The organism is Aquipuribacter aurantiacus, from assembly GCF_051216895.1.
Taxonomy (GTDB): domain Bacteria; phylum Actinomycetota; class Actinomycetes; order Actinomycetales; family JBBAYJ01; genus Aquipuribacter.
In genome coordinates this window covers 272,914-297,233 of sequence record NZ_JBPKAO010000003.1, presented here as the reverse complement: position 1 = coordinate 297,233, position 24,320 = coordinate 272,914, and the positions used below count along the sequence as shown (strand labels likewise).

General features: G+C 73.2%; 13 protein-coding genes. 9 read left to right on the top strand and 4 right to left on the bottom strand.

All coding sequences use genetic code 11. From position 1 onward, the window contains the following. Positions 1-4: 4 nt before the first annotated feature. Both ACR80Q_RS06265 and ACR80Q_RS06260 read right to left on the bottom strand, forming a co-directional pair. Positions 5-1,231 (bottom strand): cytochrome P450, encoded by a 1,227-nt coding sequence (locus ACR80Q_RS06265; RefSeq protein WP_435376721.1) that lies wholly within the window; start codon positions 1,229-1,231, stop codon positions 5-7. Continuing rightward, entirely contained in the window at positions 1,228-4,305 is a 3,078-nt protein-coding gene (locus tag ACR80Q_RS06260; RefSeq protein WP_435376719.1) for a beta-L-arabinofuranosidase domain-containing protein, read from the bottom strand. The genes ACR80Q_RS06265 and ACR80Q_RS06260 overlap by 4 nt, the downstream gene beginning before the upstream one ends. Positions 4,306-4,738: 433 nt before the next feature. Between ACR80Q_RS06260 and ACR80Q_RS06255 the strand changes: the two genes are divergently transcribed. The 6 genes from ACR80Q_RS06255 to ACR80Q_RS06230 all read left to right on the top strand — a co-directional run bounded on the left by ACR80Q_RS06255 (position 4,739) and on the right by ACR80Q_RS06230 (position 15,920). Beyond that, positions 4,739-9,994 (top strand): discoidin domain-containing protein, encoded by a 5,256-nt coding sequence (locus ACR80Q_RS06255; RefSeq protein ID WP_435376718.1) that lies wholly within the window; start codon positions 4,739-4,741, stop codon positions 9,992-9,994. Positions 9,995-10,170: 176 nt separating this feature from the next. Further along, positions 10,171-10,632: a hypothetical protein gene (locus tag ACR80Q_RS06250; protein WP_435376717.1), complete on the top strand. Its 462-nt coding sequence runs from the start codon at positions 10,171-10,173 to the stop codon at positions 10,630-10,632. Beyond that, entirely contained in the window at positions 10,629-11,282 is a 654-nt protein-coding gene (locus ACR80Q_RS06245; RefSeq protein ID WP_435376716.1) for a DUF3179 domain-containing (seleno)protein, read from the top strand. Before ACR80Q_RS06250 ends, ACR80Q_RS06245 begins: the two co-directional genes overlap by 4 nt. Positions 11,283-11,322: 40 nt before the next feature. Continuing rightward, positions 11,323-12,042, top strand: a complete 720-nt coding sequence (locus ACR80Q_RS06240) for a Crp/Fnr family transcriptional regulator (protein ID WP_435376714.1) — start codon at positions 11,323-11,325, stop codon at positions 12,040-12,042. A gap of 130 nt (positions 12,043-12,172) precedes the next feature. Continuing rightward, the gene (locus ACR80Q_RS06235) at positions 12,173-13,054 is read left to right on the top strand and encodes a universal stress protein (RefSeq protein WP_435376713.1); all 882 of its coding nucleotides are present in this window, start codon (positions 12,173-12,175) and stop codon (positions 13,052-13,054) included. Positions 13,055-13,064: 10 nt separating this feature from the next. Then, positions 13,065-15,920: a cation-translocating P-type ATPase gene (locus ACR80Q_RS06230; RefSeq protein ID WP_435376712.1), complete on the top strand. Its 2,856-nt coding sequence runs from the start codon at positions 13,065-13,067 to the stop codon at positions 15,918-15,920. 19 nt (positions 15,921-15,939) lie between these two features. Here ACR80Q_RS06230 and ACR80Q_RS06225 read toward each other — a convergent pair whose 3' ends face one another. Then, on the bottom strand, positions 15,940-16,575 hold the full coding sequence (locus ACR80Q_RS06225) for a hypothetical protein (RefSeq protein WP_435376711.1): 636 nt from the start codon (positions 16,573-16,575) through the stop codon (positions 15,940-15,942). Positions 16,576-16,810: 235 nt separating this feature from the next. Further along, entirely contained in the window at positions 16,811-17,125 is a 315-nt protein-coding gene (locus ACR80Q_RS06220; RefSeq protein ID WP_435376710.1) for a helix-turn-helix transcriptional regulator, read from the bottom strand. Positions 17,126-17,219: 94 nt separating this feature from the next. Here ACR80Q_RS06220 and ACR80Q_RS06215 point away from each other — a divergent pair, with 94 nt between their 5' ends. From ACR80Q_RS06215 to ACR80Q_RS06205, 3 genes are all read left to right on the top strand, one after another. Further along, positions 17,220-21,260: a putative inorganic carbon transporter subunit DabA gene (locus tag ACR80Q_RS06215; RefSeq protein ID WP_435376709.1), complete on the top strand. Its 4,041-nt coding sequence runs from the start codon at positions 17,220-17,222 to the stop codon at positions 21,258-21,260. Between the two features lie 11 nt (positions 21,261-21,271). Then, on the top strand, positions 21,272-22,054 hold the full coding sequence (locus tag ACR80Q_RS06210; RefSeq protein WP_435376708.1) for a GAF and ANTAR domain-containing protein: 783 nt from the start codon (positions 21,272-21,274) through the stop codon (positions 22,052-22,054). A 129-nt stretch (positions 22,055-22,183) separates the two neighbouring features. Next, complete coding sequence (locus tag ACR80Q_RS06205) at positions 22,184-24,316, top strand: heavy metal translocating P-type ATPase (protein ID WP_435376707.1); 2,133 nt, start codon at positions 22,184-22,186, stop codon at positions 24,314-24,316. Positions 24,317-24,320 lie beyond the last annotated feature (4 nt).

The following is a 24,320-nucleotide window of genomic DNA, read 5'->3' as shown; positions in this document are numbered from 1 at the left end:
CCCGCTAGGTCACCCGGCCGACGCCGGGCACCCGCAGGGGCAGGGCGTCACGGTGCAGCCGGAACCCCTCGAGCGTCGCGGGGTCGGCGTCCAGCTGCAGCTGCGGCACCCGCCGTGCCACCGTCTCCAGCATCACCCGGGCCTCGAGCCGGCCCAGGGCGGCACCGAGGCAGAAGTGGGTGCCGTGCCCCAGGGCCAGGTGCCTCCCGACGTCGGTGCGGTGCACGTCGAAGCGCCCAGGGTCGGTGAAGACCGAGGGGTCGCGGTTGGCGCCCCACAGCGAGAGCCCCACCCGCTCGAAGGCGGGGACGACCCCGGTGCCGAGCCGGACCTCGGCGAAGGTCCAGCGGGGCGGGACGACCTCGACCGGTCCGCGGAACCGCAGCGTCTCCTCGACCGCCGCCCCCGCCAGGGCGGGGCCCGCGACCAGCGCCTGCCACTGCTCGGGACGGCTCAGCAGCAGCCGGACGGCGTTGGCCACGACGTCGACCGTGGTCTCCTGCCCGGCCACCAGCAGCAGCTGCACCATGGCCAGGAGCTCGTCCCGGTCCAGGTGGTCGCCGTCGGCCTCCATGGCCACCAGCCGCGACACCAGGTCGTCGCGGGGCTCCTCGCGTCGCGCCCGGGCCAGCGCGTCGAGGTAGGCGTTCAGCTGCTCGGCCGCGGCGGTGGACCGGTCCCCACCGCTGACCACCGCCGCCGACCACGCCCGGAACGCCGGCCGGTCCCGGGGTGGGACCCCGACGAGCTGGGCGATCACCCCCACCGGCAGCGGGTCGGCCAGGTCCGCCACCCCGTCGAACCGTCCCAGCCCCACCGCCCGGTCCACCAGCCGCCGGGACAGGTCCCGCACCCAGGGCTCGAGCCCGGTGACCGTTCGGCTGGTGAAGGCGTGGGAGACCAGGCGCCGCAGCCGGGTGTGGTCGGGCGGGTCCAGGTCGATGAGCTGGCGGGCGGCGATGCGTCCGGCCGGCCCGGACGGTGGCGGCACGGTCCCGGGAGGGGCGTGCCGCTGGACCTCGTGGCCGATCGCCGGGTGGTGCAGGCCGGTGAGGACGTCGTCGTACCCGGCGACGACCCACAGCCGGTGACCGGAGGGGTCGACCTGCGGCACCGGGCCACCCGTGCGTCGCACCCGGTCCCAGAAGGGGTGCGGGTCACGACGGGTCGACGGGGCCCACAGCTCGTGGTCGTCGAACCCGTCGTGACCCCGCACCCCGGCCGCGCTCACACGGCCAGGTCCCGCTGGGCGCGGGCCGCCCCCCGCACGACGGCGTCGCGCTCGTCCTCGCTCAGCAGCCCGGCGGCGAGGAACTCCTCGGCCGTGCTCCGGACGCGCGAGACGAACGTGGCGTGCCGCAGGAAGGGGGCGCCCTGCCACACCACGTCGAGGAACGTCAGCCCGTCGGACCCGGGGAGCTCGACCCCCGTGACCGGCACGTCGTAGTCGGGGAGGCCGTCGTCGCGCCTGCGGTTGGGGACGCCGGTGTCGACGGCCCCGAACACCACCCGTGGCTCGACCCGTCGGAAGTAGGCGGAGTGCGCCTGGGTGTCGCCGACGTACCAGGGGCGCAGCCGCAGGTCCCCGACGGCGAGCAGCGGGTCACCGGCGGGCGACGTGCCGGCGTCGGTGACGGCCCGCCCGTAGTCCCCGTCGAGCTTGAGCGACGGGTAGAGGGTCAGCTCGTGGAACGCCCCTCCGGGGCGCTGGCCCAGCAGCGGCATCAGCAGCGGGCCCCAGAAGATCGACTGGGTGTCCGGGCGGTCCGGGGCCCGTTCGACCCGGACGCTGAACGGCATCGACACGTCGACGGTGTCACCGGTGCGCCAGTCGCGCGTGACGGTGACGTAGCTGCTGGGGCGCCCGACGGCCGTGGGCACCGGGCTGCCGTTGACACGGACCGTGAACCCACGTTCGGCCCAGTGCGGCACCCTCAGCCGCAGGCTCAGCCGGCCGCTGCCCTGGATGGTCAGCCGCGAGGTGTGCGCCCGGGGGAGGTCGGTCTCCTGACGGACGACCAGGTCGCGCTCGGCCCACGTCAGGGTCGAGGTGAGGTACTGGTTGACCCACAGGGTCGCGCCGTCGGCCGAGCGTGACCACACGGTCTCCTGGTACTTGGTGTGGATCTCCAGGCCGCTGCCGCCGCAGCAGGTGCCGGTGTTGCCGTAGGACTTGCCCACACCCGGCGTCAACGGCTGGAAGTACGTCACCTGGGGGTTGGCGACGCTCGTCGTGTCGGCCCGGTTGCCCGCCAGCTGGTTGAACAGCGCCCGCTCGACGTACTCCATGTAGTGCGGTTCGGGCTGGTGCCAGAAGAGGTTCGCGGCCAGCTTGGCGAGGTTGTACGTCGTGCAGCTCTCGGCGCCGCCGGCCGCGATGGCGTTGGCGATGTTGCCGCGGTTCTGGAACATCTCGATGTTGTTGTTCGAGCCGGGGTAGTTGCCGCCCGTGCCGCCGTTCGCGAACATCCGGTGGGGGACGACCCAGCGGTAGAAGTTGCCGGCCGCCTCGCGGTAGGCGGCGTCGTCCGACTGCTCGTAGTAGCGCAGCAGGCCGGTGAAGTGGGGCACGTGCTGGTTCGCGTGCAGCCGGGCCGGCCGCCGCCGGCCGTAGGCGCCGGGGTCGGTGACGACCAGGATGTCGTCGTCGTCCCGGGCGGCGCCGAACAGCGACTCGCGGTTGTCGAGGGCCTGCGCCGTGGCCAGGTGCTTCTCCTCTCCCGTGAGGGCGTACACCTCGGGGAACACCTCGTTGGCCCCACCGGACTCGCCCGCGATGTAGGTGTCCCACATCAGGTCCAGGTCGTCCCGGGTCAGCGGCCCCTCGTGGTCCGGGTGGTTCGCGTCCCCGACCGTCAGGGCGAGATGGGCCCAGTCGGCCATCGTCACCACGACGTCGCGCGCGAGCTCGTTGCCGGTCAGGGTGTAGGCGTCGAGCAGGCCCCGCATGATCTTGTGCTGGGTGTACCAGGGGGCCCAGACGTTCGTGCTGAGGTTGCCGCCGTAGACGGCGAAGCGGGGAGGACCCAGACGCAGGACCGCGTCCTCGGGGATGGCCCCCAGGTAGCCGGGGTGGGTGGGTACCCACTCCTGGTCGTCCGGCTCGACCGCGACCACGCCGGCGTCCCGGCCGTTGGGTGAGGAGTCGACCACCGTGGCCCCGCCGTCCTCGTCGAACCGGTACCAGGCGATGTTGCCGCCGCCGGTGGTGCCGGCCGGCGAGGCGACCAGGGAGGCCACCTCGGCCGCGGACAGCGCCCGGTCGAAGATGTGCAGCTCGTCCAGGGAGGCGTTCAGCGGGGCGTCCCCGTACTGGGACCGGCCCAGCCAGATGTTGCCGGGCACGCCCAGGTCCGTGGGGTCCAGGGTCATCGCCGGGTTCGACCCCGCGACCGCACCGTCGACGTACAGGGTGCCGACGCCGTCGGCCAGCGTCACGGCCAGGTGCACCCACTGGCCCACCGGCAGCGCGGTGCCGCCCGTGACCCGCTGCTCCTGGCCGGACCCGCCGACGGTGATGGCGAAGCGGGGCGGTGTCCCGCTCACCCCGGCCCGCGCCGTCAGGAACATGTTGACGGCCGTGCCCTGCCCGAAGTCGAAGACCCGGGACCAGTTCTGGGCCGCCCCCAGGTTCACCCAGCAGGCGATCGTCATCGCGGACAGCTGCGACACCGTCTCCTGCGGCAGCCGGACGTGCTCGGCCGCGCTGGGGCCGTTGAGCCGCAGGGCGTTGCCGAAGCGACCCGGGACCCGTCCGATGTCGGGCTCCTCGGGCTCCCCGCCCCCACCGCCCGTGCCGATCCGCGCCGTGATCGCGGCCTGGCACGCCGCCAGCTCGGTGACCATCCAGTCGAGCTTGTCCTTGAAGACCTGCTCACCGCCGTCGGCGTGGGCCTGCGCCAACGCGGTCATGTAGTGCCCGGCCCAGTGCCCGCTGAGCAGGCCGCCGTCCTCCCAGCCGCCCGGGACCGCGACGCCGGCCGGGTTGGGTCGACCCGCCTGCCGGTTGAACAGGACCAGGAAGCGACGTTCGTCGAACTGGCGCAGGAACGCCTTCATCCGGTCGCGCTTCTCCTGGAAGAGCCCGTCGCCCAGGGTCACCTGGTGCAGCGGGAAGGGTCGGACAGGGGCGGTGCTGCCCGCCCCGACGTAGGGGATGGTCGCCGGGTCGACGGTCGTGGCCGTCGTCGTCACGGCGGCAGACGCGGCGGCTCCGGGGCCGGCGGTGGCCGCGACGACCACGCCTGCGGCTGAAGCACCGACGAAGGTCCTGCGGGTGAGGTCGGTCGGGTGGGTAGTCGTCATGTCCTGATTCCTCTCGTCGCGCGCGACCGTCCGGTCGTCGGCGTCGAACCAGCCCCCGTCACCCCATCGGGTCGTGAGCTCCGGGCCGCGTCCCCGTCGACGGGAGCCCGGGTCCTTGTTAGCGCTAACAGCGCCTCAGGGCAAGAGAGTCACCGTGCGGATGTCGGATTGTGACCGATCACCTTCCTGCGTCCGTCGCGGGCAGACACCGAAAGTTCCCGAAAAGCATTGCGGTCGTGCTGGGCCGGGTGGTCGGATGGCGGCGTCGACACGTCGCGGACGAGGTGCCGACGGGCGACGACGTGGTCAAGGAACCGGTGCAGACCGGCGTGGCCGCCGGTCGCGAGGCAGTCGGTCGCCGTTCGAGCAGTGGAGCTCCTCGGTCACCGGCGGCGCACAGCACGCCCAACCCATCCAGGAGAGGTGACCCTGCATGTCAGGTCGTAGAAGAAGGACAGCCGTCGCAGGCGCTGTCGTCGGGGCACTGGTCGGCAGCCTGGTGGGCCTCACGCCCACCGCGGCGCAGACGGTGCCCCCCGTGCTGCCGGAGAACATGTCGGACATCGGCGTCTACACCGACGGACTGTCCAGCACCATGGACATCGGTGACCCGACGTACCAGAACGCGGACCTGGTGCAGCAGCGCCTCGAGCCCGGGGTCCCCTGGACCGCGGGCAGCATGCACCAGAGCATCTTCGAGCAGGACCTGGCTGCCGGGGGCACCGACTACTACCTCGACCGCGTCCTGGGCGTGCAGGGCACGACCGGCAACAACGTGCTGCAGACGCGAGGCCGCACGCTCTACATGCGCGGGGCCGGCGGGGCCAACTTCTCCACGATGGGGTTCGCGGGGACCGCGTACGCGGGCGGGCCCAACAACCTGGGCAACTTCTACACGGTCACCGTGCCCGGGCAGACCGTCACCGAGGTCGGTGCGCAGCGCTTCAACGCCCCGAGCCACGCGAAGTCGCAGTACACGGTGGGGAGCACGGGCGTCACCGCCGACCAGAAGAAGTTCATCACCCACGACAACGTCGCGGTCACGGCGCTCACCTTCACCAACCCGGGCTCGTCCGAGGTGACCTTCACGGTCCGGGCCGCGTCGCCTCTCGCGACCACGACGACCGACTCCGCCGACGAGCTGACCGGCACGCGCACGCTCACCAGCGGCGCCAACAACGGCCTCGTCGACACGCCCTGGTCGCGGGTGACCATCGGGCTCAAGGCGGCCGGCTTCGAGCGCTCCGGCAGCGCCCTCGACCGGGTCGTCACCGTGCCGGCCGGTGGATCCGTCGACCTGTCGGTGGTCGGTGTCCTGCGCTCCGACAGCATGCCCGCCTCGGAGGAGGCGTTCTACGACTACGCCGAGATGACGCCGCCGGAGGCCTTCCGCACCGCCGTCACCGCCTTCAACCGGCAGTGGGCCGCCGACATCCCCTACATCGACGTGCCGAGCCCCGGGGTCGAGAAGGCCATCGTCTACCGCTGGTGGGGCGAGCGGTACAACGTCCTCGACGCCAACGAGCCGGGCTACGTCTACCAGTACCCGACCACGATCGAGGGCGTGAACCTCTACCAGAACTCGGTGGTGCTGACGCAGCCGATGCACCTGCAGGACACCAAGTGGATCCGGAACCCGTACCTGGGCTACGGCCAGATCCTGAACGTCGGTGAGCTGTCCGGGTCCTCGGCGCTGCTCGACAGCCCCGGGCACACCAGCTGGAACAACCACTACTCCCAGTACATGGGCACGGCGGGCCTGGAGGCCTTCAACGTGCACGGCGGTGGCGCCCAGGTGGCCGAGCGGTTCGGTCACTACTTCGAGTGGGACGGCAAGGGCCAGCTGGAGCACTACGACGGCAACGACGACGGCCTGATCGCCTACGACACCAACTACATGCCGGGCAACGACTCCGACGCCATCAGCTTCGGCTACCCGAAGGTGAACGCCGGCGCCCCCGGGGCGCGGACGATCGAGCGCCCCGAGTCCGCCTACGTGTGGGGTGCGTTCGACGCCGCCAGCCAGCTGTACGAGATCGCCGGCGCCGAGGAGACCAAGGTCGCCGAGATGGACGCGGAGGCCGCGCGCATCCAGGACGCGGTGCTCGACCGGCTGTGGAGCGAGGAGATGCGGATGTTCCTCGCCGGCACCTCGCACGGTGCTCGCTCGGGCGGCGCGCTCAACCCGCTGTCGGAGGCCGAGCGTGACCTCATCCCGGCTCGGGAGTCGAACCTCTACGACATCTACGCCGAGAACATGATCCCGTTCGAGGACGCCGAGGAGTACGTGGACGGGTTCCGCTTCCTCACCTACGGGGACAACTTCCCGATCTTCCCGTTCTACACGGCGAACCAGTACGACAAGACCAAGTACGGCATCGGGGGGTCCAACAACTTCTCGAACATCAACTTCACGGTCCAGTACCGCGCCGTGCGGTCCGCCCTGCGCCACTACGACCCGGAGGGCAAGTACCTGGACGAGGCGTACGCCGCCCGGTTGCTCGACTGGATGGCGTGGAGCATCTACCCCGGCGGCAACACCCTGGTCCCCAACCAGTCGGAGTACTTCTCCAACTGGAACCCCACCACCCAGACCTACAACCGCAACAACCCCAACCACGTGATGCTCGGCAACATGAACTACATCTACGTCGAGGACATGGGCGGCATCCAGCCCCGGTCCGACGACCTGATCGAGCTGTGGCCGATCGACCTCGGCTACGAGCACTTCATGGTCAACAACCTGCGCTACCACGGCGAGGACATCACCATCGTCTGGGACGAGGACGGGTCCGAGTACGGGCTCGGCGCCGGGTACAGCCTCTTCATCGACGGGGAGAAGAAGGCTGTCTCGGAGGAGCTGGGCCGGTTCGTCTACGACCCGAACGCGCACGAGGTCGTCGAGCAGGACGAGGGTCTCGTCGTCGACGTCGTCGGCGAGGAGGGCACGTCCTTCGCGACGGCCGTGGACACCCCGATCGAGGACCCGCGTGTCGTCGAGTACCTCAAGACGGCAGGCGTGGACCTCGAGGAGGACGCGGTCAACCTCGCCACCGACGCGACCCTGTCGTCGTCGGCGACGCAGGACGGCCCGCGCGCCACCCCCTGGCGGCAGTTCCACACCCCCGGTTGGAGCAGCAGCTCGATGAACCACACGCCGGGTGCGATCAGCACGACCGAGCGAGCCGTGTCGCTGGACGCGGTCACCGACGGCGTCACCGTCAACGAGCCCTACTGGGGCAACTCCGGGACCGAGGGCGCCACCGGCTGGGTCGAGCTCGACCTCGGCGAGGCGACCACCCTGGACAACGTCAAGACCTGGTTCGTCAGCGACCGGCAGGCGGGCGGCTACAAGGAGCCCGCACGCTGGTCGGTGCAGGTGCCGGACGGTTCCGGTGGCTGGGTGAACGTCGCCGACCAGTTCAAGGCGCCGAAGGTCCCGGCGGCCAAGTTCAACGAGTCGCTGTTCGACACGGTGACGACCGACCGGCTCCGGGTGTCCTTCACCAACGCACCCGGCCACTTCACCGCCATCTCGGAGATCCAGGTCTTCGACTCCGGTCGTGACGTCCCGGAGGTGGTCAACGACCCACCGACGGTCACGGTCACGGTGGACGGCACTCGCGACGGCAACCTGTCCACCGGGCTGGTGGCCACGGCCATCGACGACGGCGTGCCGGACGACGGCGAGCTGACCTACGGCTGGGAGGTCGTGTCGGCGCCCGAGGACGCCGGCGTCATCTTCAGCGCCCCGCGCGGTCTGTCGACCCTGGTCACCGGGACGGTCGAGGGCGAGTACGTGATCCGCTTCCGGGCGCACGACGGCGAGCTGACCACGGTCCGCGACGTCACGCTCACCCTCACCCCCAAGGAGATGTCGGCGGAGTTCGGCGCGTCGGCGACGATCTCCACCTCCGGTGCCTCGCCGTGGGAGAACCCGCTGCGGGTCAACGAGGCGACCACGCCGCCCAGCTCCGCGCCGGGTGCGGGCAACGGCTGGGGCAACTGGGGCCAGCAGGCCAACGGCACGAGCCTCGCCCGGCAGGCGTGGATCAGGTACGCCTGGGACTCGCCCGTGCTCATGACGTCGACCGACATCTACTGGTACGACGACAACGGCGGCGTCCGGATCCCGCGGCCGGACACCTACGTCGTGGAGTACTCCACCGACGGCACCGAGTGGTCGCCGGTGACGCTGGCCGAGGGCTCGACGTATGCCGATTCGCTCGACCGCAGCGCCTACAACCGGATCGAGTTCGAGCCGGTCCGGGCCAGCTACCTGCGCATCCGCATCTTCGGGGCCGAGGGCAACGCCGGCGGCACCGGTGTGCTCCGGTGGCGGGTCAACGGCGACACGGTCGAGACCGTCGCCAGCCCGGTCATCATGAGGACCCCGACCGGTGTGGTGCCGGAGCTGCCGGGTCAGCTCGACGTCGTCTACTCCGGCGGTGAGAGCGACGAGCTGCCGTTCGTCTGGCAGGAGATCACCCCGGCGATGGTCGCCGAGACCAACGTCGAGCCGTTCCTGGTCTACGGGACCAACTCCACGTACGGCCTCATCGCCGAGGCGCAGATCTACGTCCGCCCCGAGAACTCGCCCGGTGGCATCTCGATCCAGGGAGCCGAGCAGTTCGAGCGGACGGTCGAGATCGGCGAGCTGCCGGACCTGCCGGAGCGCGTGCTGGTGTCCTACAACGACGGCTCGCGGGACAACCAGGCGATCGGCGTGGACTGGGACCTCGACCCCGAGGTGGTGCAGACCCCCGGGACCTACGTCGTCGAGGGCGACCTGGTGCTGCCGTTCTACGTCAGCACCGCCGGGACCATCGCCACGACCCTCACCCTCACCGTCCTCCCGGCGGCAGGGGTGGAGTCGGTGACGGTCTCGCCGGCCACGGCCACCGTGCTGCCGGGGGCCACCCAGCAGTTCACGGCCGAGGTGGTCGTGCGTCGCGAGGCGGACGACTCGGTCACCTGGTCGGTGACCGGTGCGGAGGCCGCGGGCACCACGGTGGACGGGTCCGGTCTGCTGAGCGTCGCCGCGGACGAGACGGGGAGGATCCTCACGGTCACCGCCACGTCTGTGTTCGACGACTCGGTGCAGGGCTCGGCCTCGGTGTCGACCGCGGAACCCGGTCCGGAGTGGGAGACGGAGGTGTCGCTGCTCGACGTCCTCGGGCAGGACACGTCGGGGCCGGAGGCGCCCACCCGCGCCAACGGTGACGACTTCGACCTGCTCACCTTCGCGGTGCAGCGCGTGCTCACCGCGAAGCCGGGGTCCCCGGTCGGGGTGCTCGGTGACCCCGAGCAGCCGCTGACGGCGTTCCTGCCGGACGACGACGCCTTCATGGCGTCGCTGGAGGAGCTGCTCGGCAGCCCGGTGCGCAACGAGAAGATCGCCTCGGGGCGGATCCGGACGGCCCTCACGGTCGACCAGCTCGAGGCGGTGCTCCTGGACCACGTCGTGCTCGACGCCACCCTGGTGAGCGAGGACGTGCTCGGCGCCGACGGGGCGCAGGTCACCACGGCGGCCGGCACCGTGCTCACGGTGCAGGTGGACGACGACGGGATCGCGCTGCTGGACGCCGACGGGTCGGTGGTCGCGGTGGTGGACCTCGACCGGGTCGACGTCAACCTCGGCCAGGTCCAGGTCGCGCACGTGATCGACCGGGTGGTGATCACCGGCTGAGCCACAGGTGCACCGGTGGGCGGGGATGCGCGTGGTCCCCGCCCACCGGCGTGCCCGGCGCCGTGCGCCCCGCACGGTCGCCCGGACTGTGTCCCAGCACACAGAAGACGCGGCGGGGGAGTTCCTAGCCTCGGGGGAGCGGGCGCGAGTGCCGCCCGCCAGAAGAGGTGAGAGCCATGACGTCGACAACGGCACCTCGGACGGCATCCTCGGTCGTGTCCCTGCGTTCGGTGCCGGTGGGCATCGCGGGCGGGCTGGCGGGCGGGGTCGCGTTCGGGCTGATGATGCAGGTGATGGGCATGCTGGCGATGGTCGGGATGCTCGTCGGGTCGGAGTCCCTCGCCGTCGCGTGGCTGGCCCACCTGGCGATCTCGGCCGCGATCGGGGCGGGCTTCGGTCTGCTCCTCGCGCCCCGGGTGAGCGGCCTCGGCGTCGGGCTGGCGCTCGGCGCCGGGTACGGGCTGCTGTGGTGGGTCCTCGGCCCGCTGCTGCTGATGCCCGCCGCCATGGGTATGCCGGTGCTCGACCTCGACGCGACCGCCTGGCAGAGCCTGCTCGGCCACCTGGTGTTCGGGCTCGTCCTCGGTGCCGTCGTCGCCCTGGTCCGCCGACGCCGCGGGGGCTCGGCTCACGCATGAGTGCGCCTGCAGCCCGCCCCCGGTGCCGTCGGGCGGCCGCGCTCGGGGCCGCAGCCGCTGTGCTGCTGGCCGCCTGCGGCACCGCCGCCACCGAGCAGGCGCCCACGGGCGCCGGGGCGGCCGACGGTTCCACCGCCCCGACGGACGAGGCTGCTGACGCCACCGCCCCACCCGGACCGTCGGTCGCCACCACGGCGCTGCGCGAGGCCCTCGTCGGCTCCGCCCCGGTCCGCTACGACGCATCGGCCGCCCGCGTCGTCGGCCTCGGCGACCCGGAGGACCCGGTGGCCGTGCGGACCGAGGAGCTGCTCGGGCGCGGTGTGGTCGAGCTGGAGGTGGCCGACGAAGCCGTCGTCGTCCTCGCGGCACCCGGGCAGGCCTCCGCCCTGGACACCCGGGAGATCGCCGAGGGGGCCGACGTGGGTACCACCGGGGCGTTCTCGGCGGCCCTGGACGGGCGGGTGCTGTCCCTGCGGCCGGGGGACGCGCCCGGGGAGTTCGTGGACGACGTCACCGGCTCGACGTGGGACGTGCAGGGCGTCGCCGTGGCCGGGCCCGAGTCGGGGCGCGAGCTGCAGCGCCTGCCGAGCACCGACACCTTCTGGTTCTCCTGGCAGTCGTTCTGGCCGGGCACCGCCCTGGTGCCGTGACGGCCGGTGGCTGGGCCGCCGCCGTCGTACCGTGATGGCTGTGACCCCCGAGCCCGGCGCGGCCCCTGAGCCTGTGTTCTGCCTGGACGAGGCCGAGATCCTCCAGGACCTCGACCAGCACGAGATGGCGAGCATCGCCGCGCGGGCTCCCATGCGGACCCTCGAGCGAGGCGGTCTCGTGCGGTCCCCCACGGAGGGTCGTCAGGTCCTGTACATCGTCAAGTCCGGCCGGGTACGCCTGATCCGGTCGGCGGCGGACGGGCGGACCATGACGCTGGCGGTCCTCGGCCCCGGCGCGCTGTTCGGGCAGATGCGGATCCTCGGTCAGGACATGCGTTCCAGCAGCGCGGAGGCCTCCGAGGACGTCGTGCTGTGCCAGATGAGCGAGTCCGACGTCCGAACCCTGCTGCTGGCCGACGTGCGGGTGGCGGCCCGCATCACCGAGGGCCTGGGTCGCCGGCTCGCGGAGGTGGAGCAGCGACTGGCCGACGCCCTGCTCAAGACCGCACCGCAGCGCGTCGCCGCGACGCTGGCCACCCTGGCCGGTGCCGCGCCCACCCCGATCCGCCTCACCGGTCCCCGGGGCCGAGAGGTGCGCATCACCCACGCCCAGCTCGCCGACCTCGTGGGGACGACCCGCGAGACGACCACCAAGGTCCTGGGAGACCTGCAGGCACGGGGCATGATCGCCCTGCGACGGGGTGCGGTCACCGTGCTGGAGGTGGACGAGCTCCGTCGCCTCAGCGACGACCTGGTGTGAGGCCAGGGATCCGCGGGGCCGCTCTGCGACCAAGGTCCCGGACCGGGCATGACGCACGTCGAGAGGATGACGACATGGCAGAGCAGCGCACCGCCGTTCCCGGGACGCAGTCGACGGAGGGGTGGTTCCGGTGACGGGTGGGGCACGACGTCCCGTCGTCCTCGTCGGTCACGACGGCTCGCCCGGTGCGTCTCACGCGGTCGAGGTGGCGGCCCGCCTGATACCGGGGGCCGAGGCCGTCGTCGTCCACCTCTGGGCGCCGCCGTTCGCGAGCGCGGAGCTGCGGCAGCGGTTGATGCGTGAGGCCCGGACCGCGGAGGAGCTCACGGACCTGCTCCAGCGGGAGGGACGCGAGGAGGCCGAGGGAGTCGCCGAGCGGGGCGCGGCGGCGGCCCGCGCCGCCGGGTGGGACGCCCGGCCGCTGGTCGAGCGCTGCTTCGGCGGCGAGGGGTACGAGCTGGCCCGGGTGGCGCAGCGCGAGGGAGCGGGCCTGCTGGTCGTGGGCTCCCGTGGGCTCAGCGGCACCAAGGCGTTGATGGGCAGCGCGTCGGACTTCGTCGTGCACCGCAGTCCCGTCCCGGTCCTGGTGGTGCCGTTCCTGAGCCCCACGGCGGAGCAGGACGCAGTCGGCGCCGGGCCGGTCGTGGTGGCGGTGGACGGGTCCGAGAGAGCCGAGCGCGCCGCGGCTGCGGCCGCCGCGGCGTTCCCCGGTCGGGAGCTGCTCCGGGTCACCGTCGGCGGGCAGGAGGAGTCCGGGCGGACCGCCGTGGACGGGGTCGAGAGCGTTCGGGTCCCGCTGCACCGTCGACCGGGCACCGCCCGTGCGGTCGCCGCGTCGCTGGGCGAGCTCGCCGCCGAACGGTCGGCGGGGGTGGTCGTCGTCGGTTCCCGAGGTCGGTCGGGCCGCCTCGAGATCCTGCTCGGCAGCGTTGCCAAGGCCGTGCTCCACCACGTGCACCGCCCTGTGCTGGTGGTCCCGGCCGAGCGGCCGGCCACGCACGTGACGACATGACGGCCGCACCATGACCGAGCGGGCGACCGACGGGCGGGCGGACCGCCGCGGAGCAGACGTCGCCGACTGGCACACCATCACCGCCGAGACCGCCGTCGTCCGACTGGCGACCGACGCGGCCCAGGGACTGAGCAGCGAGGAGGCCGCGCGCCGGCTGGCCGAGGTCGGGCCGAACGAGCTCGAGGAGGAACGGGGCCGTCCGTTCTGGCGGCGGATCCTCTCCCTCCTCACCGAACCGATGACCGTCGTGCTCATCGTGGCGGCCCTGGTGTCCGCCTTCGTCTCCGGTGAGCTCAAGACGCCGATCGCCATCCTCGTCGTCGTCGTGTTCAACGCGGTCCTCAACCTGGTGCAGGAGCAGCGGGCCGAGAGCGCCCTGGACGCGCTCCGCGAGATGACCGTGTCGCACGCGCGGGTGCGGCGGGACGGTCGTGTGCAGCAGGTGGACGCGGTCGGCCTCGTCCCGGGCGACGTCGTCCTGCTGGAGGCCGGCGACGTGGTGCCGGCGGACGGCCGGATCCTGCAGGAGACCGGCCTGGAGGCGCAGGAGGCGGCCCTGACCGGGGAGTCGATCCCCGTCGCGAAGGACCCGGCGCCCGTCGAGGACGCCGCCGCGGCCCTGGGCGACCGGACCGACATGGTGTTCATGAGCACCGAGGTCACGCGCGGCACCGGCACCTTCGCCGTCACCGGCACCGGGATGGCCACCGAGTTCGGGCGCGTCGCCGGCCTGCTGGAGCACGCGGGTGGGGAGCAGACCCCGCTGCAGCGGCGGACCGGTCAGCTCGCCCGTCTGCTCAGCGTGACCGCCGGCGTGGTCGTGGTCGTCGTCGTCGTCCTGGGGCTGCTGCGGGGCCTCCCGTTCAACGACGTGCTGCTGATCGGCGTGTCGCTGGCGGTCGCCACGATCCCCGAGGGCCTGACCGCAGTGGTCGCCTTCACCCTCGCCATGGGCGCGCGCCGGCTCGCGGGGCGCGGCGCCATCCTCAAGAACCTCGCCTCGGTGGAGACGCTGGGGTCCACCTCCCACATCGCCACGGACAAGACCGGCACCCTGACGCTGAACCAGATGACCGCCCGGCGGCTGCTCGCCTCCGGGTGCTGGTTCGAGGTCACCGGGCAGGGCTACGCCGACGGCGGGCAGGTGCTGGCCGACGGTGACGAGGGCGGGGACCCCGCGGCAGCGCTGCTGGCGATGGCGCTCGCCAGTGACGCCGTGGTGCGTGACGGGCAGGTCGTGGGGGACCCGACCGAAGCTGCCCTGGTGGTCCTCGCGCACAAGGGAGGTGTCGACGTCGACGCCGCTCGCCGGGCCTGGCCGCGCTGGGCCGAGGTGCCGTTCGACTCCTCGCGCAAGTACATGGCCACGCTCCACCGTCCCGCGGACGCGGGCCCGACCGCGCGTCGCACCGCGACGGCCGCGGGTCTCGACGTCCCCGACCACGGCGTGCTCCTGTTCGCCAAGGGGGCGGCCGACGTGCTCGCCCGCCGCAGCTCGCTGCTCGCGACCCCCACCGGGCCGGTGCCGCTCGACGAGGACGAGCGGCAACGGCTCACCACGAGGCACGACGACCTCGCGGCCCAGGGCCTGAGGGTCCTCGCGATCGCCTACCGGCGGTACGACGACCTCGACGAGGGCTCGGTCCCGCAGATGGAACCCGAGGAGCTCGACGAGCACGTCGACGGCCTCACGCTGCTCGCCCTGGTGGGCATCGTCGACCCGCCGCGGCCCGAGGCGAGGTCAGCCGTGGCCGAGGCCCAGCAGGCGGGCATCGTCGTGCACATGATCACCGGCGACCACGTCGGTACGGCGTCCGCCATCGCCGACGACCTCGGCATCCACGGCGAGGCGATCCTCGGGACCGAGGTCGAGGGCCTCGACGACCAGGAGCTCGCCCGTCGCGCCGTCGGGCTCGGTGTGCTCGCCCGGGTCAGCCCGGAGCACAAGATCCGGATGGTGAACGCGCTGCGCTCCGACGGGTCCGTGGTGGCGATGACCGGGGACGGGGTCAACGACGCACCGGCCCTGAAGCAGGCCGACATCGGCATCGCCATGGGGATCACCGGCACCGAGGTGTCCAAGGGCGCGGCCCGCATGATCCTCACCGACGACAACTTCGCCACGATCGTGACCGCGGTGCGCGAAGGACGGGGCATCTACGACAACATCGTGAAGTTCGTCAGGTTCCAGATCACGACCTCCTGGGGCTTCGTCGTGATCTTCCTGACGTCCAGCCTCTTCGGACTGGCAGGTGGGGCGCCCTTCACCCCCCTGCAGATCCTCTGGGTGAACATCATCATGGACGGCCCGCCGGCCATGGCCCTCGGGCTCGACGAGCCGGACCCGGACGTGATGCGTCGCCCGCCGAGGCCGGTGGCCGAGCCGATCCTCACGCGCCACCGGCTCTACCGGATCCTGCTGTCCGCCACCGTGATGGCCGTCGGGATCATCGCCCTGCTGGTGGCGCTGCCCGACGGGGCATCCGGGGACGCGTCGGGCACCAGCACGGTGGTGTTCACCACCTACGTCCTGTTCCAGCTGTTCAACCTGCTCAACGTGCGCAGCGACGAGCGGTCGGTGTTCGCACGGTCCACCTTCACCAACCGCTGGCTGTGGATCGCGTTGGGTGCGGTGCTGGTGCTGCAGGTCGCGGCCGTGCACGTGCCGTGGCTGCAGGGCCTGTTCGACACGACCGCCCTGTCGCTGCCGCAGTGGGCGCTGGCGGTCGCGGTCGCGAGCTCGGTGCTGTGGGTGGAGGAGGCACGCAAGGCCTTCCTGCGGCACCGCTCTCACGGCAGGACCGGTGAGTCGCAGGAGGTGGCGCCGTCGGCACGGCCGGCCCCGGTGCCGGAGCACCTCGGCTGACCGAGGGTGCGGCGTCGGCTCAGGGCCACCTCGGTCCCGGTGGTCGTGCCGGGCTCGTGCGTGCAGGCTGCTCGGTCCGCACGGTGAGGACGAGGATGCCGGTGAGGGCGGGGTCCAGCGGCTGCATGAGCCCGTGCGGGGCGACGACCACCGACGCACCACATCCGCGAGCGACACGCAGGACGCGTGTCGTCAGGGTCCGCGACGGCTTGTCGGTCGGGCCGGGGCAGCCGCGTGTGGTGCGGAGCACGTGGGGCACGCCGCTGTCCGACGCGTACGCGGGCAGCAGGCGCGGAAGCCGGGCGCGGAGAGCGTGGTAGTCCTCGTCGGCAGCGCGTTCGACGGCGGCCAGGTGGGCCGCATCGGTGGTGAAACCTGCCGTCCGCCGCAAGATGATGAGCTCGAGCGGTCCCGACGCGATCTCGACCTGCGTGAGGGCCTCCACCAGGACCGGCTCGGGTGGCAGACCGGGCACGAGCACCGCTGCGACCCCCCGGGCGGCACGCGCCTCGGAAGGGGTGGCGGTGCGGGTGGCGGTGGGGGGAGGCCGGCCGGCGGGTCGGCGACGGGGGTCTCCTCGTGACGGCCCCAGCAGACGCAGCACCGTCCCGGACAGGGCGGGGGCGACGGGTAGGGAGGAGCAGAGCAGGGCCATGACGGTGCCTCCGGTCGTGTGGTCAACCGGAGGTCTCTCCCAGCCCCGTCGGAGCGGGCCCCCTGCCCCGGGCCGGTGAGGGCCGTACTGACGGGGTCAAGGCGGGGGGATACTCCCCTCCTCGAACGTGGATCCGTACACATGAAGCAGAACACATGAACCAGTCTGCAGGCAAGGCTCCTGACCCTCGGGTCGACCTGACCGCCCGTCGCCCCGACCGCTTCGTCGACGGCTGTCAGCGGAAGATGGCCAGCAGCTCGCCGATCTGGTGGTCGGCCTCCTGGGGGTGCCTGAAGTGCCGCTCGGGGTTCAGCTCGTAGCGGTTGCGGCGCCCGTGCCTCACCTTGGTCACGTAGCCCCCGGACTCGAGGTCCGCCAGGATCAGCTGCGCGGAGCGCTCCGTGATGCCCACCGCCGCGGCGATGTCCCGCACCCGGGACTCCGGATGGCGATGCACGTACACGAGCACGTGACCGTGGTTGGTGAGGAACCGCCACTGCGACCTGGGTGCGGTCTCGGGCGCGACGGTCGAGCTGGTCGTACCTGTCACCGTGCTCCTCCTCCGGGTGCCTCGCGGTCCGCTGGCAACCATAGATCAGGAACTGGAACACACGTATTGCAATTTGCGTATGGTGTCGCCCGTGATGGTGCTGAAAGCAGTCCGGGCGCTGGCCGTGCTCCTCCTGTCGTCGGTCGTCGTGGTCGCGGTCGTGGTCGGTGTGGGGGGACCGTTCACGTGGAGCGTGGTCACCCTCGCCGGGGTCGACGTCGGGCTGCGGGTCGACGTCCTCACCCTGGTGCTGTCGGGTCTGGTGACCGGCGTCGTGGCCGTGGTGGCGAGCTACTCCGTCCGCAACCTCGCCGGCCGCGACGGGACGACCCGCTTCGGGTGGCTGCTGGCGGGGGCGACGCTGGCCCTGCTGGTCATGGTGGCCGGCGCGAGCCTGCCCGTGGTCGCGGCGGGGTGGACCGTGAGCGGGCTGGTGCTGTCGGCCATGGTCGGTCAGGCCCGCACCCCGGTGGCGCGGCGGGCCGCCGGCTACGTCAGACGGCGGCTGCTGCTGGGTGATGCCGCGGTGTGGGCGGCGGTGGTCGTGGGCCTGCTCACGCTGCCCACGCTGAACCGCGCCGAGCTGGCGGTGGCCGACCTGTCGTCGTGGTGGACGCTGGTGGTGGCTGTCCTGCTGGTCCTCGCGTGCGTGGTCCGGTCGGCGCTGGTGCCGGTGCAGGCGTGGTTGGTGGAGACGGCGGAGGCCCCGTCGCCGGTGTCGGCGCTGCTGCACGCCGGCATGGTGAACGGTGCCGGGGTCATGGTGTGCCTGTTCTGGCCGCTGTTCGTGGCTGCACCGTTCGCCCTGCTGGGGCTGCTGGTGGTCGGGGCCGTCACGGTCGCGGTGAGTGCGTTGACCATGAGCGTCCGGACGGACGTCAAGGGTCGCCTGGCCGGTTCCACCAGCACGCAGATGGGGTACATGGCCGTGCAGCTGGGCCTCGGCCTGCCGGCGGCGGCGGTGACGCACCTGGTCGGGCACGGCTGCTACAAGGGGTGGTTGTTCCTGCGGGCGGGAGGCGCCGTGACGCGCTCGCGCCGCCAGCCCCTCGCGCCGTTGTACGCGCCGACGGGCGCCGATCCGGCCGGTCGCGGGACCGGTGCGTCGGGATCGCAGGTCCGGGTGGCCGTGGCCGCGGCAGGCACCCTGGCGGTGGCCGGTGCGCTGCCGGCCGTCGCCGTCGCGGTCGGCTCCCTGGGTCCGGCCGCCGTCCTGCCGGTCGGTGCGGGTGTCGCGACCCTGGTCGTCGCGGTGCGCGCGGCGGGGCGTGCGGGCGTGGCGGGACGGTCGAGGGCCGCCCTGGCCCTGCTCGGGGCGGTCGCGGTCGCGGGGTACGCCTGGATGCTGGTGGCGGCGGAGGTCGGCCTGGCCCCGGTCCTGCCGCTGCGACCGGTCTGGCCGACCGAGGTCGCGGTCGTCCTCCTCGGCCTGCTCGGCGTGGGGGCTGTCGCCGTCAGCGTCCTGCTGCGGCAGGTCGTCCGTCGGCCCGCGGGTCGCCTCGCCCTGCGCCTGACGGTGAGCACGCTGCCGCCGTGGTCTCGGCGGCGTCACCGACCGGTGCCCGTGGAGCACGTCGTCCCCGCGGAGCCCGGCTGCACCCGGGAGGAGGTGGCGCGGCTCGTGCAGGTCGTGTCGCGGGGCGTGGGACCGGCATGGCCGTTGCGGACGATCGTCGCCGCCAACCCGTGGGCCGGGCTGGAAGGCTTCACCCACACCGACGCCGCGTCGGTGTCGTCCCTCCTGCTGTCCACCCGCGGCTACCTGCCGCTGACGCGGTACGGGCAGCTGCACCGGGAGGGCCGGATCAGCCGTGAGGACCTGCTCCGGGCGGTGGGCCAGGCCGGTGGCGAGCAGGGCCGCCCGATCGGGCAGGTCGAGGCCGAGGCCCGGGTCGAGGAGCTGCTGCGGCAGACCTCGGGGGCCCTCGCGAACGGTGGTGGCGGGCACCGGCTCCCGGCCCTGGCCGACGAGCACGCGGCCCTGTGGTGCGCCCGTGCCTGGTCCCGTGCCCTCGAGGAGCCGCCGGGCGGACCGTGGGGGCTGTGGCGCGCGGCGGCCGCAGACCCGTCCTACGGCCGTGCGACCGGCCTGCCGGGGCTGGGTGACATGGCCCGGGCCCTCCCCGAGGACCCCTACGAGGCGTTGGGTCGGTTGCTCCCGCCCCGCGCCGCCGACCAGCCGTCGGCGGGGGCCTACCTGTCCGGGCTGCTCAACCGTGGGGCCGGTTGGGCCGCGCACGCCGCGTGGCGCAGCCGGGAGTGCGGCCACCCGGCCCCGCTGGTGCAGCTGCTGGCCCTGCGGGGGGCCCTGCAGACCCTGCTGCCCCAGCACGACGGCCCGCCGGGGCGCCACCCCCGGGGCGTGCCGCCGGAGCTGGACTCGGCCGACACGCCGAGCCTGGAGGCGCCCCCGGTGGACGCGGTGCTGCAGGCGCAGGCGCTGTGGCAGCGAGCCTACGAGCTGGGGTTCCGTGACGAGCTGGTCGACCGGTTGCGGCCGCAGGCCGCGCGGCTGGCGGTGGAGGGACCTGCGCGGCAGACGTCCGGCCGAGGGGGTGGTGGCACCCCGCGCGGCGACGGAGCGGCTCCCTCGGCCCAGGTCGTGTTCTGCATCGACGTGCGCTCCGAGCGGCTGCGGCGGGCCCTGGAGTCCGAGGGGGCCTACCAGACGATCGGTTTCGCGGGCTTCTTCGGAACGGCCCTGCGCTACACCACGGTCGAAGGTGCGTCGTTCGACCAGTGCCCGGCCCTCATCCGCCCGTCGTTCACGGTCAGCTCCGACTCCTCGGCCCCGGGGAGCCGCGCCCCGGCGCTGGCCGCGGCGCTGTCGGCCATCCACGCCTCGCCGCTCACGGCCCTGGTCGTGGCCGAGGCCGGCGGGGGAGTCGCCGGGGCGGCCGCCGTGGCGAGGACGTTGGCGCCGGCACGGTGGCAGGGTCTCGTGCAGTGGTGGAACCAGGACCACGGCCGCTGGGGAGCAGCCGACCTCGTCGGACCCCACGCCGTGTGGGGGCTGCCGCTGGCCCAGCGGGTCGGGATCGCGGCTGACGCCCTCCGGGGCATGGGCCTGACGTCGGGCTTCGCGCCGCTGCTCGTCATCTGCGGGCACGGCGCGACCGTGGAGAACAACGCCTTCGCCTCCGCGTACGACTGCGGGGCCTGCGGAGGCAACAGCGGACACGTCAACGCCCGCGTCCTGTCCTCCCTGCTCAACGACCCGGGCGTGCGTGCCGGTCTCGCCGAGGACGGCATCAGCCTCCCCGCCACGACCACGGCGGTCGCGGCCGTTCACGACACCACGACCGACGAGGTGACCCTCGACCCCTACCGCCGCTCGGGCGTCGACCACCCGTCTGCGTCCCCGGAGGCCATCCGGCGACTGCGGCGGGACCTGCTCGCGGCGGGGGAGTCGGTCAGGGCGGAGCGGCGCCCGGCGCTGCCCGGGGCGCCCCGCGGTCGACGCGGCACGGGCGGGCCAGGACTGCTGCACCACGTCCGGGCCCGGGCCGGCGACTGGGCCCAGCCCGCACCGGAGTGGGGGCTGGCCGGCAACGCGGCGTTCGTCGTCGGGCCCCGAGAGCTCACCAGGGGCGTGGACCTGCAGGGCAGGGTGTTCCTGCACGACTACGACCCCCAGCTGGACCCCGACGGCGCCGTGCTGAGCACGGTGCTCACCGCGCCGGCCGTCGTCACACAGTGGATCAACGCCCAGTACTACGCCTCCACGGTCGACCACGAGGTCCTGGGCTCGGGGGACAAGGCCACCCACAACGTCGTCGGTGACGTCGGCGTCCTCAGCGGCGCGCACGGTGACCTGCGGCAGGGGCTGCCCTGGCAGGCCCTGTTCGCCTCCGACCCCGCCCGTCGCCCCGACAGCGCCCAGCACGAACCGCTGCGCCTGCTCGTCCTCGTCTGGGCGACGACGGACTCCCTCGGGCGCACGGTCACCAGGCACCCCGAGGTGATGCGCCTGGTGACCAACGCGTGGATCACCCTGGCCGCCGTGAACCCGGACGACGGTGCGGTCCACCGGCTCACCCCAGGACTGAGGTGGTGCACGTGGCCCGCCCAGGACGACAGGTGCCCACCGGGGGATACATTGAGGAGCGCGCGGTCGTCGACCCGGTCGCGTTGAGGACTGATGTCATGCAGTCACGTCGGTGCACGCGGATCGTGTCGGGGCTGCTCGACGAGCGGGCAGGGTCGACGCAGGACCTGGCGCAGCGACTGGTGGACGGCTGCGTCGCGACCGTAGGCGTGAGTGGCGTGGGCCTGGTGCTGATGCGTGGCGACAACCCGTCAGGGGTGGTGGCGGCGTCGGACAGGGCCGCGACCGTGATGGAGGACCTGCAGTTCACCCTCGGGGTGGGGCCGTGCGTGCACGCCTCGCGGACGGGGCACCCGGTGCTGGTGCCGGACCTGGCCCGCGCCGGCCCCGCGCGGTGGCCGGCGTTCACCGAGGGGGCACTGGCCGCGGGTATCCGCGCGGTCTTCGCCTACCCGCTCCGGGTGGGGGCGGTCAGGCTCGGCGTCCTGGACCTGTACCGGGACCGCCCGGGGATGCTCACCGACGCGGAGCACCGCCTGGCCCTGGACCACGCCGACGCGGCGACCGCTGTCGTGCTGCACCTGCAGTCGCAACCCGCAACGCCCGGCAGCACCGACGGTCACGGTGACCCGGTCGTGTCGGCCCTGCTCGACGTGGTCACGGACCGCGCGGAGGTGCACCAGGCGACAGGGCTGGTCGCGGTGCAGAGCGAGGTCGGCATGCCCGAGGCCCTGTCGCTGCTGCGGGCGCGGTCCTACGCGACGGGCCGTCCGATGCTGGACCTGGCCCGTGACGTCCTGGCGCGCCGGCTCACCTACAGCTCCAGCGGGGAACCGTCGACCGGAGGGAGCGGCCAGATCGAGGTGCACGAGACCGACTGATGCGGGCTGCCGGACGCCGACGCGGCTGGGCTGCTGCCCGGCCGACGGGGGCGGCGGTCGGGTTCTGCGACGGTTCGGGTCTATGCTGCAGATACCCCTGGGGGGTATCGACGACGAGCGGGAGCCATCATGACCCACACGCACCGCGAGCACGCCCGGGACGGGCAGGACGCCGCGAGCCACGAGGACGACCACGCTCCGCCGGCCCGCACGGAGCAGCAGACGGGCGGCCACGGCGGGCACGGCGGTGGCCACGGGGACCACGCGGCGCAGTTCCGCGACCGGTTCTGGCTGACGCTGGTCCTGGCCGTCCCGGTGGTCGTCTGGTCGCACCACGTGCAGATGCTGCTCGGGTACACGGCGCCGGAGGTGCCCGGTCAGGAGCTCATCGGCCCCGTCCTGGGGTCGGTCGTCTTCTTCTACGGCGGCTGGCCGTTCCTGACCGGCGGCCTGGGCGAGCTGCGGTCCCGCCGCCCCGGGATGATGCTGCTGATCAGCCTCGCGATCACCGTCGCCTACGTGGCGTCGATGGCCACCGCCCTGGGGGTGTTCGACCAGGAGGTGTGGTGGGAGCTGGCCCTGCTGATCGCCATCATGCTGCTGGGGCACTGGATCGAGATGCGGGCCATCGGCCAGGCCCAGGGGGCCCTCGCCGCGCTGGAGGAGCTGCTGCCGGACGAGGCCGACCGGCTGCGGCCCGACGGCAGCACCGAGACGGTGCCGACCGGTGACCTGAACCCGGGTGACGTCGTGCTCGTGCGGCCCGGGGCCCGGGTCCCGGCTGACGGCGTGGTCGCCGACGGCACCGCGGACGTGGACGAGTCGATGATCACCGGGGAGTCCACCCCGGTCAGCCGGTCCACCGGGGACGCGGTCGTCGCCGGCACCGTCCTCGCCGACTCCAGCCTGCGGGTGAGGGTCACGGCGATCGGCGACGACACCTCGCTGGCCGGGATCCGGCGGCTCATCGAGAAGGCCCAGTCGTCCCGCTCCCGCGCGCAGGCCCTCGCCGACCGGGCGGCCGCGCTGCTGTTCTACGTCGCCCTGGCCTCCGGTGCGACGACGGCCCTGGTCTGGACCCTGCTGGGGGAGCCGGCGTTCGCCGTCGACCGCACCGTCACGGTCCTGGTGATCGCCTGCCCCCATGCCCTGGGCCTGGCGATACCCCTGGTGACGGCCATCTCCACCGCGAAGTCGTCCCGGTCCGGGATCCTGGTCACCGACCGGATCGCCCTGGAGCGGATGCGGACCATCGACGCCGTCCTCTTCGACAAGACCGGCACCCTCACCCGCGGCCAGCACGTGGTGGCCGGGGTCGGCGCGGCCCCCGGGCACGAGGTGACCGAGGTGCTGCGCCTGGCCGGGGCGGTGGAGGGGGACTCCGAGCACCCGCTCGCCCGGGCCATCCGCGTCCACGCGGTCCAGACGCTGGGCGACCTGCCGAGCGCGACCGGGTTCCGGTCGCTGACCGGGCGCGGGGTGCAGGCCGACGTCGAGGGCCGCACCGCCTCCGTCGGGGGCCCGGCCCTGCTGCGTGAGCTGGCGCTGGAGGTCCCCGACGAGCTCGTCGCCTGGGCGCAGCCGTGGGTCGCCCGCGGTGCAGCCGTCCTGCACGTGGTCCGGGACTCCCAGGTCGTCGGAGCCGTGGCGCTCGAGGACGAGATCCGCGACGTCTCCCGCGACGCCGTCAAGGCCCTGCAGGACAGCGGGGTCATGGTGGCCATGGTGACCGGCGACGCCCGCTCCGTCGCCGACGCCGTCGGCCGGGAGCTCGGCATCGACGAGGTGTTCGCCGAGGTCCTGCCGCAGGACAAGGACGCCAAGGTCGCCGAGCTCCAGGCCCGGGGGCTGAGCGTGGCGATGGTCGGTGACGGCGTCAACGACGCCCCCGCGCTGTCCCGGGCCGACGTCGGGATCGCCATCGGCGCCGGCACCGCGGTCGCGGTGCAGTCCGCCGGGATCGTCCTGGCCTCCGACGACCCCCGCGCGGTGCTCGCCATCCGCACCCTGTCGGCCGCGACCTACCGCAAGATGGTCCAGAACCTGTGGTGGGCGGCGGGCTACAACATCGTCGCCATCCCGCTCGCCGCCGGCGTCCTCGCCCCCGTGGGGTTCGTGCTGCCGATGGCCCTGGGCGCCGTGCTGATGAGCGCCTCCACGGTCGTCGTCGCCCTGAACGCCCAGCTGCTGCGCCGGGTGCAGCTCCAGGGCCTCGAGGAGCATCGGCCCACGCCGTCCACCACCTCGGCGTCCCGGACATGAGCCG

Bases quoted from the DNA above. Each gene is read 5' to 3' on its own strand.
- ACR80Q_RS06260 (WP_435376719.1), bottom strand. From the start codon at position 4,305: ATGACGACTACCCACCCGACCGACCTCACCCGCAGGACCTTCGTCGGT.
- ACR80Q_RS06255 (WP_435376718.1), top strand. From the start codon at position 4,739: ATGTCAGGTCGTAGAAGAAGGACAGCCGTCGCAGGCGCTGTCGTCGGG.
- ACR80Q_RS06250 (WP_435376717.1), top strand. From the start codon at position 10,171: ATGACGTCGACAACGGCACCTCGGACGGCATCCTCGGTCGTGTCCCTG.
- ACR80Q_RS06245 (WP_435376716.1), top strand. From the start codon at position 10,629: ATGAGTGCGCCTGCAGCCCGCCCCCGGTGCCGTCGGGCGGCCGCGCTC.
- ACR80Q_RS06230 (WP_435376712.1), top strand. From the start codon at position 13,065: ATGACCGAGCGGGCGACCGACGGGCGGGCGGACCGCCGCGGAGCAGAC.
- ACR80Q_RS06225 (WP_435376711.1), bottom strand. From the start codon at position 16,575: ATGGCCCTGCTCTGCTCCTCCCTACCCGTCGCCCCCGCCCTGTCCGGG.
- ACR80Q_RS06215 (WP_435376709.1), top strand. From the start codon at position 17,220: ATGGTGCTGAAAGCAGTCCGGGCGCTGGCCGTGCTCCTCCTGTCGTCG.
- ACR80Q_RS06210 (WP_435376708.1), top strand. From the start codon at position 21,272: ATGCAGTCACGTCGGTGCACGCGGATCGTGTCGGGGCTGCTCGACGAG.
- ACR80Q_RS06205 (WP_435376707.1), top strand. From the start codon at position 22,184: ATGACCCACACGCACCGCGAGCACGCCCGGGACGGGCAGGACGCCGCG.